This is a genomic window from Chitinophaga agrisoli, assembly GCF_008386695.1.
Classification (GTDB): domain Bacteria; phylum Bacteroidota; class Bacteroidia; order Chitinophagales; family Chitinophagaceae; genus Chitinophaga; species Chitinophaga agrisoli.
The window spans coordinates 430,413-444,135 of the sequence record NZ_VUOC01000004.1 but is presented as its reverse complement, the minus strand read 5'-3'; the positions used below and the strand labels follow the sequence as shown (position 1 = coordinate 444,135).

At 49.9% G+C, this 13,723-nt stretch carries 7 protein-coding genes; all 7 read left to right on the top strand.

Going from position 1 to position 13,723, the window contains the following annotated elements; genetic code table 11:
* Positions 1-150 precede the first annotated feature (150 nt).
* The 7 genes from F0L74_RS21040 (at position 151) to F0L74_RS21010 (ending at position 13,713) form a co-directional block, all read left to right on the top strand.
* Complete coding sequence (locus tag F0L74_RS21040; RefSeq protein WP_149839886.1) at positions 151-693, top strand: hypothetical protein; 543 nt, start codon at positions 151-153, stop codon at positions 691-693.
* Positions 694-1,007: 314 nt separating this feature from the next.
* Positions 1,008-4,097 carry a SusC/RagA family TonB-linked outer membrane protein gene (locus tag F0L74_RS21035; protein ID WP_149839885.1) on the top strand — a complete coding sequence of 1,030 codons (3,090 nt, stop codon included), beginning with the start codon at positions 1,008-1,010 and terminating at the stop codon, positions 4,095-4,097.
* 22 nt (positions 4,098-4,119) lie between these two features.
* Positions 4,120-5,574 (top strand): RagB/SusD family nutrient uptake outer membrane protein, encoded by a 1,455-nt coding sequence (locus tag F0L74_RS21030; protein WP_188316094.1) that lies wholly within the window; start codon positions 4,120-4,122, stop codon positions 5,572-5,574.
* Between the two features lie 274 nt (positions 5,575-5,848).
* On the top strand, positions 5,849-7,498 hold the full coding sequence (locus F0L74_RS21025; RefSeq protein ID WP_149839883.1) for a hypothetical protein: 1,650 nt from the start codon (positions 5,849-5,851) through the stop codon (positions 7,496-7,498).
* 20 nt (positions 7,499-7,518) lie between these two features.
* Positions 7,519-9,759 (top strand): fibronectin type III domain-containing protein, encoded by a 2,241-nt coding sequence (locus tag F0L74_RS21020; protein ID WP_149839882.1) that lies wholly within the window; start codon positions 7,519-7,521, stop codon positions 9,757-9,759.
* A 4-nt stretch (positions 9,760-9,763) separates the two neighbouring features.
* The gene (locus F0L74_RS21015; RefSeq protein ID WP_149839881.1) at positions 9,764-13,189 is read left to right on the top strand and encodes a glycohydrolase toxin TNT-related protein; all 3,426 of its coding nucleotides are present in this window, start codon (positions 9,764-9,766) and stop codon (positions 13,187-13,189) included.
* Positions 13,186-13,713, top strand: a complete 528-nt coding sequence (locus F0L74_RS21010) for a hypothetical protein (protein ID WP_149839880.1) — start codon at positions 13,186-13,188, stop codon at positions 13,711-13,713. The genes F0L74_RS21015 and F0L74_RS21010 overlap by 4 nt, the downstream gene beginning before the upstream one ends.
* The last annotated feature ends 10 nt before the right edge of the window (positions 13,714-13,723 follow it).

Sequence of the window (13,723 nt, the reverse complement as noted above, 5' to 3'; positions counted from 1 at the left end):
TCCAAACACGCTTTAAGTTCCCCTCCGACGGAACCTGGGATTGGGAAAAACTGGAAGCGAATGGATATATAGAGATAGAATTTGTGAGCTCGCCTAAAGGAACGTTTGAGATCCTGCCGGGCAATATTTTAAGAAAGAAACCTTAACTTGATGACCATGATAGCAAAGCTGGATGAAATAATTACGGTGGAGGTCCTGACCTATCCCGGCAAGCGGGATATCTTTAAGGAGCCACAGCAGCAGCATGTGCAGATACCCGGTACCTTCCTCATGGGTGAAAAATGGTACCTGACCCATACCTGTAAACAATGCGGAAATAATGTAGAGATCAGGCAAGTGGATATTGAATATAAGGATAGCGGCTGGTTTTTTATGAGCTTTCTGTCCTGGCGTAGTATACGGGACATACAGCTGCTGGACGAAATAGGCGCTTTATTTGGATTAAACATAAGCACTGATTTTGACGGAGAGCAGCCGGGTTCTTTCCGGTACTATAGCCTCACTGGTATTTTCAAAGGCATGGCCCTTATCGCATATTACCAATGTCCGCACTGCAAAAGTCAATACCTGATGACGTTCATGCACGCCTTTGCGCAGAATGAACGAAGTGCAGAACCGGACGAGATGTATGTAGAAAAGATATACCAGGTGCGCTTTGATCATGATACGTTTATGAAGCGTGTGAAGAAATAAGATAATAAGCTGGCATTAGCCAATTTACCATCATACTTAAACAGCCATGCGGCCTCTCCCTGCCCCATGGCTGTTTTTTCTTAACACAGCCTTAATCCCCTTTCTATTTTCGTTAAAAAACTATTAACTTAGTTTTGTTAAGGATGTATCTTTATATAATATTGCAAACCAAAGCGAACAATGGAATGTCGTCAACGCATTTCCCAGCCATTATTTAGAGGAGTACAGCCAATGGTCTGACCGTATCGTCTGTGGATGAAGAACATTAGCCGTTTTTTTTTAGGCCTTTTAGTCACTTAATTTATTTTCCTGTTATGCAGAAATTTTACTCGTGGAAGTATTGCTTCCTTTTCTTGCTGTGCATGGGCGTAAGCTCCGTATTTGCGCAACGCACTATTACCGGTAAAGTGACCAGTACTGCTGACAGTACCGGCCTTCCGGGGGTTACCATCACCATGCAGGGCGCAGCAGGGGGCGCCGTTACAGACGCCACCGGCCGTTTCTCGCTGCAGGTGCCGCAAGCCGTACATGCCCTTAGCTTTTCTTATGTGGGCTACCGGCCGCAGACCTTTACCATAGGCGACCAGGCCAATATCAGCGTGGCCCTGGAAGTTGCCAGCAAAGGCCTTAATGAGGTGCTGGTAGTGGGTTATGGTACCCAAACCCGTAAGGATGCTACGGGCACCATCTCCTCCATTAAAGGGGCCGATATCAAGAACCTGCCCGTGAGCGACGCAGCGCAGGCCCTGCAGGGACGCGCCAGCGGCGTGGATATCGTACGCTCTGACGGATCGCCGGGCACACAGCCTAATATCCGTATCCGCGGTACGGGCACCATTAATGATGCAGAACCGCTGATCGTAATTGATGGGGTGCCCGCCGGCAACATCAACGATGTAAACCCCAATGATATCGCCTCCATGGAAGTATTGAAGGATGCATCATCCTCCGCAATCTATGGTACCCGCGCGGCCAACGGTGTGATCATCATCACCACCAAAAGAGGCAACTATGGGGAGAAACTCCGCACTTCTGTGAACGTGTACCGCGGCGTTTCCAACAGCATACGTAATATTCCCATGCTTACCGCGCCAGACCTGGTAATGCTGAAAAAGGAACGTTATACAAATGATGGCGCAGCCATTGATCCTATCTGGCAGGACCCGTTCTACGCCACCCAGCGTACAGACTGGCAGAAGGCCATCCTGCGCTCCGGCCAGGTGACCAATGCTGATGTGAGCGTGCGTGGCGGTAATGCCAGCTCCAACTACATGCTTAGCGGCGGTTATTATGATGAAAAAGGGATCGTGGAGAATACTACGTTTAAAAGATATTCTGTGCGCATCAACTCAGAGCATAAACTGGGTAAACGGTTGAAGATAGGCGAGAACATCCAGATGACCTACAAACAAAGCTGGGGCCTGGATACCTATTCTTCCCAGACAGGCCTGCTCTTCAGCGCCCTGCGTTTTAACCCGGCTATACCGGTGCATAATCCTGATGGCAGCTACGGCTCTTCCAAAGCCAGCAACCAGCTGGGCGATATCAATAACCCGGTGTTCACCGCGGAGACCAGCGATGGCTGGAATAAGAACTACCGGCTGTTAGGTAGCGTATATGCAGAGGTGGAGATCCTGGACGGGCTTACCCTGCGCGGTAACTACGGCTTTGACGGCAGCATCCTCAATCAGCAAAGCTTTTCGCCCAAGGTGCTGGATCAGACCCGTACGAGCGACCATGCCACCCTATGGGACCGCAGCGAGAGCAATAAATCAGAGCTGGGAGAGGTGTTCCTTACTTATAATAAGACCTTCTCACAAAAGCATCATATCAACCTGACAGGCGGTTATTCCGTACAGACCTTTAACGGTTATTTCTTCCGTGCAGAAGGCTGGGGCCTGAATGATGAATCAACGGATCAGCGCGTACTGGATAATGTCAACGACTATCACGCCCTTAACGGCAATTTCCTGCCGCAAAGCGCACTGGCTTCCGGTTTCGTAAGGGGCTTCTATAGCTTTAAAGACAGATACCTGGTAACGCTGACCTTCCGTGCAGATGGTTCCTCCAATTTCCCGGAAGGTAACCGCTGGGGCAAGTTCCCCGCCTTCTCCCTGGGCTGGCGCGCCTCTGACGAGCCGTTCTTTAAGCAGATGGTGAATGAAGACCTGTTCAGCAACCTGAAAATTACCGGTGGCTGGGGCCAGCTGGGTAACCAGAAAGTGGATGCGTTCCAATACCTGGCGCCTATTTCCCGCGACCGCCGCTATTCCTTTGGCGACAACCCTTTCACCGGCGTATGGAACTCCCGCCTGGCCAACCCGGATATTACCTGGGAAAAAGCAGAGATGACCAATATCAGCGGCGAGTTTGGCTTTTTCAAGAACAAGCTGAACGCGGTGATCACCTGGTTTAATAAAAATACCCGCGACATGCTGGTGCCTGCCCCCGCGCTGGATATACACGGTACTGCCGGTATCCCGGACCGTAATATTGGCGAGCTGAATAACCGCGGCTGGGAATTTGAATTAAGCTACCAGGGCGGCAGCAAGGACTTTAGCTATAATATTGGCGCCAATGCTTCCTTTATAAAGAATAAGATCACGAAGCTGTACGATAAGGATTCCTACATAGGCGCTTCTTTATACGGCCGTCAGGGCGCGGAGATCTCCCGTACCTATGAAGGACAGCCCCTGGCTTCCTTCTATGGCTGGAAGACCGGTGGTATTTACCAGAACCAGGCGCAGATAGACAACGATCCTAATATTGCCAATGATCCGCGTAAGGCCAGCATTAAACCCGGCGACGTGATCTTCCTGGATGTAAGCGGTCCTGATGATAAACGCGATGGTATCATAGATGAAGACGACCGTACCTTCCTGGGCAGCCCCAATCCTAAAATGACCTACGGTATCCAGGCAGGCGCCGCCTATAAAGGCTTTGATCTGAACCTGTCCTTCTCCGGCGTAGCAGGTGTACAGCTCTATAACGCAGACAAGATGCAGGGCATGGACCCCATCTATCCTTACAACATGTATGCAGATGCGCTGAACCGATGGCATGGCGAAGGTACCAGCAACTCCGTACCGCGTATGACGGCAGATGTATCTAACCAGAACCTGCGCGTATCTGACCGTTTTGTAGAAAGCGGCAACTATTTCACATTGCGTAACATCTCCCTGGGTTATACCATCCCTGCTAAAGTATGGGGCCGCACCGGCGTATCTGACCTGAGGATCTATGTAGCCGCGCAGAACCTGTTCATCATCACCAACTACAGCGGCCTTACGCCTATGCTGGGTTACAATGGTAATGTGAACGATGGTAACCTGCAGCGCGGTGTGGATGTAGCCGCTTACCCGCAGGCCAGGAGCTTCACCTTTGGCGGAACGATCAATTTTTAATAAGGATTAAATGATGATTACTATGCAACGGATAATATATATATGCACAGCCGCCTTTCTGTTACTCTCCGCCTGTAATGTGCTGGATGTAAAACCTAAAGGCAATTATACCACCGGCAACTACTGGCGTAACCAGAGCGATGCGCTGGATGGTATTACCGGTATCTACAATATCCTGCTGGAAGAGGATTACACCGGCTTTAATGAGTTCGTGTTCGACAACTGTTCTGATGACCAGATCAGGGGCGGCGACCACGATTATGACCAGGTGATAGAGGAGTTTAAATACGATCCCTCCACCTATTCCGTAAGGGTAGGCTGGCGCTGGAAATATGAGACCATTAACCGCGCTAATAATGCGCTGATCTACATCCCTAAGATCTCGGATATTGAAGACGGTATCAAGAACCGCTGCCTGGGCGAAGCGCATTTTTTCCGCGCCTTTGCATACTGGCGCCTGCTGCTGGTGTATGGCGAAGCGCCTATTGTTACAGAGCAGGATGTACTGGACGGCAATTATGATAAACCCAAGGTAAGCGAGGAAGAGCTGCGCACGCAGATAGAGGCAGACCTGCTGCAGGCGGCTGACCTGCTGCCGGAAAGTTATGAAGCGGCAGACAAAGGCCGGGTGAGCAAAGGCACTGCCTGGGGCCTGCTGTGTAAGCTGTATATGAACTGGGCAAAGCTGGATAAGGCCATTGAGTTTGGCACCAAAGTGACCACCAATGCCAATTACGCGCTGGCGCCCAATTATGCGGATAATTTCTCCGTAGCTACCGGCAACAATTCAGAAATGCTGCTGGCCGTGCAAACAGTGGATGGCTGGGGTTATTCTGATTTTATCACCTATCACGCGCCACGCGCATGGGGTGGCTGGAGCTTCTTTTACCCTGTAAAAGGCCTGGTTGATGAGTTTGAGGCCAACGATCCGCGCGCAGCCGTGTGTTTTATGGGCCCCGGCGATAAGATAAACATAGGTACGGAAATGGCTACTTACACCGCGGACCTTTCCACTACCGGCCGCCACTACAAGAAGTTCTGCAGCTGGAAATCTACCGGTGGCCTGAACTACTCCCTTAAAACGCCGTTGATGCGCTCCGCGGATATTTACCTGCTGGTAGCGGAAGCAAAGATCCGCAGCAATGGCCCTGGCGCCGGCGATGCAGAGATCAATGCGGTGCGCAGGCGCGCATCTGCCGCTTTAACGCCGGTAACAGGCGCAGGCATGCCCCAGCTGATGCATGAGCGGAGGGTAGAGCTGTGCGGCGAGAACGAGCGCCACCAGGACCTGATCCGCTGGGATAAAGCCAAGCTGATAGATATCACCACTTATTATAACAAACCCAAACTGGCATATGATGGCAGCGTAGTGGAACCGGCCCGCACCTTTGTGCGCCCTAAACACTACTATTTCCCCATTCCCCAGCAGGAGATTGACAGGAGCAAAGGCATACTTGTACAGAATCCTAACTATTAGTATAAAGGTTGAACGTTGATAAAAGGAGTCCCCCGCTCCCGGTTTTCCGGGGCGGGGGTTTTTCATTTAGGGTCGTTTATAGGGTTATTCAGTTTTATATATTTTGTAATATGAAAAAAATATTAATATATTGCGCCCGATTTGATAAGATTAGCATGGTGCAAGCGTAATAGAGCAGTCCCCCTATGAATAAACCTTATTTGTGAACACAACGTTACTATCCTGTTTTAAAGGCACTGTATGTTTTTTAACCTTGGCGTGTATATCCCTCACCGTGCGTGCGCAACAGTTGGATGCGATTGGCAGGGAACAACCTCTCAAAGTGAACGGAGGGCTTAGCCTGGAACAGATCGCCTACACATCATCCGGTTTGTCCGAAGGGCGCCGTGATCCCTACAACTTTTTCCTTTCCGGCAACCTGGATATTAATATCTATGGTTGGTCAGTGCCATTCAGCTTTAATTATTCTAATCAAAGCAGGGTAACATTTCAGCAGCCGTTTAATCAATACGGTTTAACGCCTACCTATAAATGGATCACCGGCCACCTGGGGTACAGCAGCATGAATTTTTCCAGCTATACGCTGGCGGGACATCTGTTCAATGGCGTAGGGGTGGACCTGGCGCCGCCTGGTAATTTTAAATTCAGCGCTATGTATGGCCGCCTGCAAAAGGGGGTAGAGGCAGATACGCTGCACCCGGATATAGAACCGGCCTACCAGCGCATGGGATATGGTTTTAAAGCTACTTATGCCCGGCAAAAGGATAATATTGACCTGATCCTGTTCAGCGCCAAAGACGATCCTAATTCCATTATGCCATTACCGGCTGATGCGGCCATCACGCCCATGGAGAATGTGGCGCTGGGTCTTAACGTTACCAAACAACTGTTTACCCGCCTGCTTTTTCACGCGGAAATAGGATTGAGCCTGCTTACCCGTGATACACGCGCAGGCGCAGACAGCATGCCGCACGGCAAACTGCCCTCGCTGGGGCTTATCAGCAAGAACAGCTCCACTGCGCAATACTATGCCTATAAGACCAGCATAGCCTACGGTGGCCGCTGGTATACCTTTGGCATAGGCTATGAATGGGTAGCGCCGGAATACCAGACGCTGGGCGCTTATTATTTTACCAATGATTTTGAGAACATTACCGGCAACCTGCAGCTGCGCTTTTTAAAAGACCGTCTTACAACGGCTATTAATGCGGGCGTGCAGCGTAATAACCTGGAGAATAATAAGCTGAGCACCATGCACCGCTGGGTAGGCGCGTTGAACATGACCTATGCCGCCAGTAAAAAAATGAACCTCAACTTTTCCTATTCCAATTTCCAGTCCTATGTAAACATCCGGTCTGATTTTGATTACCTGAACCGGCTTACGCCCTATGATAACCTGGACACCCTTAACTATACACAGATCACTTCCAATGCTACATTGGGCGCCAATTACCGGTTATCCCAAAGTAAGGAAAGGATGCAGATGCTGATGTGTAACGTGTCTTACATGCGCTCTGCAGATAAACAGGGCGGCGTAACCCAGTCCAGCGGGGCTACTTTGTATAATCTGAATACATCGTATAGCCTGCAGCTGGTCCCCAGGGACCTCTCTTTTACACTGGGCGCAAATGTGAACGCCAACAATTCCGCAGACTTTAATACGCTTACCCTGGGCCCTACGCTGGGACTTAATAAGATGTTGCTGGATAAGAAACTGCGCACCTCTGGCAGCGTGTCCTGGAATGGCAGCTATACCAACGGGGAATCTACCGCGCGTATACTCACCGCGCGGGTATCCGGCGCATACACTATCCATAAGGCGCACAGCTTTAACCTGAGCCTGGTAGGCCTTAACCGGAGCTCCCAACGGTCGGCTACTATCTCAGAGCTGACCACCACACTGGGTTATAACTATAATTTTTAAAGCAAACAGCTATAACGTTGTTGTACAAACGCATAAAACATATTATCCTGCTCATTTGCTGCGGCCTCTGTTGTTTTACAACAGCGCTGCGGGCACAGGTCAACTATCCCGTGGTAGCCACTGTGCAGCTAAACCCGCCCTACAGCCTGTATCTCTCAGACTATGCGGCGCCCGATGTGCAGCGTATGCAGGTAACCCTGCTGATGAAAGACCTTACGGAAACGAATTACAAATGCCGCCTGCGCCTTACTATAGAAGGTTTTGGCACTACGCTGCAAAGTAAGGCCAGTTTTTATACGCCGCCCATCCTGTTAAACGGCGGAGAAATGTTAACGCTGAGCGGGGCAGACCTGGCGCCTTATTTTAACCCAAAGAACCTGCTGGTGCAGGGCCTGGATAATAGCGAGTTTTCGAAGAATGGCGGTAAGCTGCCGGAGGGGATCTATAAGTTCACCATAGAGGTATTGGACTATACGCGCAATAATGTGATCTCCAATGCCGGAAATGCGGTGGTCTCTACTTTCCTGGATTATCCCCCCATCATTAACCTGCCCATTGCCAATACAAAAGTAGAGGCGCTGAACCCGCAGAACATCATATTCCAGTGGATGCCCCGGCATACAGGGTCTTTTAACGCCGCTTTTAACGTGGTATATAAATTCCGCCTGGTGCCGCTGATACCGGCAGACCGTAATCCTAATGACGCCCTGCGCACCACCCGCCCGTTGCTGGAAACCACAACGCCGCAGACCGTGCTGGTATATGGCCCCGGAGAGCCCGCGCTTACGCCGGGCAATAACTATGCGGTGCAGGTGCAGGCCATTGAGCTGGATGGCAAGGATATGTTCATTAACGATGGGTATAGCGAGGCGGTGCCCTTCACCTACGGCGAAAAATGCAGCGTACCGCAGAATGTGGTGGCTGCCGTGGCCAGCCGCAATAGCCTCAAACTTACGTGGATGGGGGCGCCGTCACAGCAGGCATTCTCCGTACGCTATCGTGAAGCGGGGGATACCCCCTCCCAATGGTATGAGGAAGAGGCTTTTGTGCCGCAGCTGACCATTAGCGGCCTGAAAGCCGGTGAACAGTATGAATACCAGGTTAAAGGACAGTGTATCTGGGGGTATGGAGATTATACGCCTTCGCAAACCTTTACCATGCCGGATGCGGAAATGGATAAAGGTGATTTTGTCTGCGGTAGTTCCGGTGGCGCCAACGGTATCAGCAACCGGGACAACATACCACAGCTGCACGAAGGCGATACCATTACCGCCGGTGATTTTAAAGTGGTGGTGAGCAAGGTAAGCGGCGCTGAAGGGGCCTTTACCGGTACCGGTGAAGTGCTGGTGCCATTCCTGCAATTCCTGTCCCTGACGGTGAGCTTTAATAACATACATGTAAATACGGATCATCAGCTTTATGATGGCGTGATAGAAATACTCCAGGACGATCCCGGTAAAGTATCCGCAGACCTGAAAGAAACGCTGACCGAAATGCTGGACAATATCAGCAATGACCTGCAGCAAACAGATCTTGCCAGCCTGCAAAAGCTGGATGCCGCCGGGTTGCTGACAGAGATCGATAAAATGAAGGATTGGAGCGAGCTGGATGCTACTACCAAAGAAGACATGGATAAGCTGAAAGACTTGCTGGAACAGGTAAGGCAAGTACAGCAGGATAATAACATGCAGCCGGAGGAAAAAGCTTCCCTGGCGGAACGCCTTGGGAAGGATATTAAGGCGGTGGTAGATAAAATGAAACAGGACCTGCAGGCGCTGGGCGAGATCCTGAAAGAGCTGCTGGGCATATTCAGGAAAGCGGTAGTTAAGCTGAAGGATGACTATCCTGATAGCCATATGCAGGAGCTCACAGCGGATTATGACGAGAAGAAGCGCGCACTGGATAAACTGATCGCAGATAATAACGCTGCTGTAGGCATTGGCCAGGGTAGCGGTGGGGATATAGAGAGCGTAACGGCCGTGGAGGACTGGGAAGACAGCGGCGGCATTTCCATACCGCAGGAAATGAAGGACTATGCGGCTGCCGCAGACGACCTGGAGCCTGGCGTGATAGCGCAGATCCTGGAAAAAAGCAGCGATGCGGATGCTAAGCGGGTAACAGACCAGCTGAAGGTGAACGAGCAATCATTCAAAGACTTTTTGAATCAACAAAAAACCGATAAAAAAGACGAATCTGATACGGTGGATAAGGTAAAAGCGGCGCTTGCGGATTGGATCAGGTCTGTCATCGAAAAATTATGATAGCATGAGGAAAAGACTCCTACTCTTCATTATAACATGGTGCTGTCATTTGGGCCTGGCCAATGCGGGATCAAAGACCGTGGCAGATGATGATATCCGTGAAAAGGTCGTACAGGAAGGCGTTGCCGCGCTGAATAAAATGATCCGGGAGAACCGGGAGCACACACTGGCCGGCGAGCGCTTTAAGAACAGGTATGTGCTGGTGCTGGATGGCAACGGTAAATATATAGAGCAGAAAAACGTGGCAGCCGGCGGCATTGTATACCCGCCTATATTCAGCGAAACAGAGGAAGCGGCCATTAATACGCGTCTGCAGCTGATCAACACCAGTGAGGATTTTGGTGAATTTGTGGTGGTCGTAAACAGCTGGGTGGTAGACCTGAAGAAGAAGATCACGAAAGATGCCACTATCAATGACGTGCTGGACCTGAAACCTTATACCAATGAAGACCTTAAGATAAAGGTAGCGGATGCGGTAAAAGACCTGGGAAAAGATATCCTGTTAAGGTCAGAGCTCTATGGCTTTAAAACGAAGGTCGCTATTGTATACGGGCGGGAGATCTGTTACCTGGGTAAAGACAAGTTCCAGTCTTTTGCAGTTAGTAAATCCTATGCCGCCGGCCTGGGTGAAGGCGTGCTGGCCGAGATAAATGCCTCCATTAAGGGAAGGCTGCCGTCGATGGGGAAACCTCTTCAATATTTGTTGGCCTTACCCAATGAACTATATGGAGCGTACCTGTTAAAGAAAGATGCCCAAAGCAAGCTGAAGCTGGATTATGAGTTTACCCCAAAGGCGAACAGTCATTTTGACCAGCTGCAGAAAAGAATAGGCCCTGATAAATGTGAAAACTGCCCTGCGCCTGATAATCCGTCTACGCAGGTGTTCGATTACTCCAACATCTTAACACCGGAAGAAAAAGCGAAGATGGCCGCCAAACTGGCGGTGATCTCCCAAAGGACCAGCAAGTACACTACCAGGCTTTATATTACCGATTACCAGAATCCGCCGGAGATACTCAACGCCGTAAAGGATTATGTAGCGAATCCTGCGGCCAATGATATTATCCTGTGGGTGCATTTTAACGAGGATAAGAAGATCCAGCTGAAAGCCGGCTACGGAAAAAACGTGCCCAACCAGCAATACACCAATTCCTTCCTGAAATTACTGCAGAAGGTATTACCGGAAGTAGCGGGGAACTTTGATCCGTTAACGGCCATGCTGGATGGCATCACCACCATGATCAACTGGCTGCAGTTGCCGGAAAGGTTCTATAACCCGGAACATTTAGACGAGACCACCGGTGAAAATGACTATAACCCCTTGTTCTACCGCACTTTCCAGGTCTCCAGTACTATAGCGCTGGACCCGGTTGCGCTGGCTTCCCTTATTAAAACGGACGCCAAATTTACCCCCTCGCAATTGGAGTTTGCCGTGGTCTGCGGCTTATGGAATGGATTTGTAGATATGTTCAGCGGCTTACCCCAACCATACTCCTGGGGCATAAAAATGATCCTGAACGAAGATAATGCGCGGGCGGAGTTTGTAAATAAGTGGAAGGGGATGCTAATGGATTGCGCGCAGAACCATTATGAGATCCTTTTGCCCCGCACGTTTGGGGATGGTGTTGTGCTGTGCGTATGGGATGGCCTTGTTAAACACTTCACCGAGGGCAATGCCTGCGTGATCGCCTACAAGGCAGGAGGAGCCGTGTTCCAGATCATTACTACCGTAGTGCCTTCGTCCAAACTGGGGGCGCTGGGAAAGATCAGCGATGCGCTGGAGATACTGGATCCGATGAACCTGTTTATGAAGGGCGCCGGCAAATTTGTAAAAGTGGTCGTAATGCCTACAGGCCGCCTGCTTTTTACCTGCGGGAAAGGCGTTATTGGCGCCTTGCTGCAATCAGGTAAATATTATATACAGCTGTTTGATGAAAGCCTGAACATCATTGATCCGTCAAAATGGAATATCAATACTACCGTCCTGGAGCTGCCGGACCCCGCCGGTCACCCGGTGCGCGTGCGGATGGTAGGTTCCGCCGCAGACCTGCGGAACAGCGATCTTAAAATAAAGCAGTTCGTTGCGGATGGCAAGGGCACAGAGATCACGGACGGCAATAACCGGAGGGTGGCGGTTGTAGGGAAGGAAGGCGATGATAACTCCGACATGATGGCTGTTACGGAGGATGAGAACGTCACTGCCAATACGGCTACGAATAAAGTAGTGTATAATTCAGTGGATGAGTTAGGGGCTACCTATGATCCCGGAAAGAAGGTAAGCAGCACGCTAAGAGGCGAGATCTACAACTATTACAAGAATAAAAATTGGGCCAAGCTACAGGAGATCTTCGCGGAGAATAAAATAAATGGCGGATGGCCTCCGGGCAACGGTGGATATAACGGGGAGATGGTTTACCTGAAAAAAGGCGACCTGCTTGACCGCTATCAATGGGAGCTGAAGCCAGGCCCGGATGGGAAACCGGTTTACAAAGGGGAATACTGTTCGCCGGTAAATGGCCAGCCGTATGATTATCCATCCCGGGCGCTGAAGGGAGAAGAAAACACCTATGATGCCTACTACCAGATGAAGGTATTGAAGGACTTTGATTTCCCGGTGGAGCAAGCTACTATCATACCCTGGTGGGGGCATGAAGGAGAAGGTATCCAGATCAGGTTTGAGAAACAGAAAGATGTAAAGTGGCTGGCGGAGAACGGGTATATTGAAGTTGTGCCGGTATCATCCCCGAAAGGCCAGGCTGCGGCACACACGGATGCCAATACCCATACATCTTCCGGAACAGGCAACGATGGCGCTGATAACACCCATACGAATGACGATTCGCAAGGCAGTGCTACCACTGGCGGTACGAATAAAGTGGTGTATAATTCCGTAGATGAGCTGGGCGCTACCTACGATCCGAAAAAGAAGGTGAGCAGCACGATCAGAGGCGAGATCTATAACTATTTCAAGAAGAAGAATTGGGCTAAATTACAGGAGATCTTCGCGGAGAATAAAATAAATGGTGGATGGCCTCCGGGAAATGGCGGATATGACGCAGAGATGATTTTTCTGAAAAAAGGGGATGTGCTTGACCGTTATCAATATCTGGTGGATATGAAACCAGATAACGTTACGCCGATCTACAAAGGGGAATATTGTTCGCCGGTAAATGGTGAACCGTATGATTATCCATCCAGGGCCCTGAGAGGAGAAGAAAAGAAATATACGGCATACTATCAAATAAAGGTGTTGAAGGACTTTGATTTCCGGGTAGAGCGAGCCACTATTATACCCTGGTGGGGGTACAAAGGGGAGGGGATCCAGATCAGGTTTGATCCGCAGAAGGAAGTAAAGTGGCTGACAGAGAACGGGTACATAGAGATTATACCGATATCTTCGCCTAACAATACACTAAAAATTCAAAAATGATCACTGGAAAAGCAAACGTGCATAATGTAATGGTGACGGTCTGGCCCGGAAGGAGCGATAGCTTCAAAACCAGTAGATCGTTAGCGATGAACCTGCCTGGATCTTTTAACAGCGGGGGGCAATGGCAACTGGTACATAAATGCCAGCATTGTGATGCGGATGTTACGATAGGGAACGGGGTGGGTAATACAAATTATATTGCCGGTGGCAACCTGCACATCGCCAGTTTGCCATACCAACCTCTTTTAGACCAGATAGGACAATTGTTTAACCTGGAATTGGTGAGTAATACGGACAGCAATGGAAAATTCATACACTATTATAATTATCCAAAACAAGCCCTGACATCCTGCTCATTTATTTACTATAAATGCCAGCAGTGTAACACGCAGTATCTCATGTGTTACACGGAAGTTTCCGGAAGGGAAAGACCCCCGGAACCGGATAGCATCTATATAATTGGCATCATGGAAGTAGCATTTGATGAAGCGGCTTTCATGGAAAAATTCAACAACAAGCGCTAGTAAAATAAGC

Coding starts and splice junctions, on each gene's coding strand:
- F0L74_RS21010 (WP_149839880.1), top strand. CDS start 13,186: ATGATCACTGGAAAAGCAAACGTGCATAATGTAATGGTGACGGTCTGG.
- F0L74_RS21030 (WP_188316094.1), top strand. CDS start 4,120: ATGCAACGGATAATATATATATGCACAGCCGCCTTTCTGTTACTCTCC.
- F0L74_RS21035 (WP_149839885.1), top strand. CDS start 1,008: ATGCAGAAATTTTACTCGTGGAAGTATTGCTTCCTTTTCTTGCTGTGC.
- F0L74_RS21015 (WP_149839881.1), top strand. CDS start 9,764: ATGAGGAAAAGACTCCTACTCTTCATTATAACATGGTGCTGTCATTTG.
- F0L74_RS21040 (WP_149839886.1), top strand. CDS start 151: ATGACCATGATAGCAAAGCTGGATGAAATAATTACGGTGGAGGTCCTG.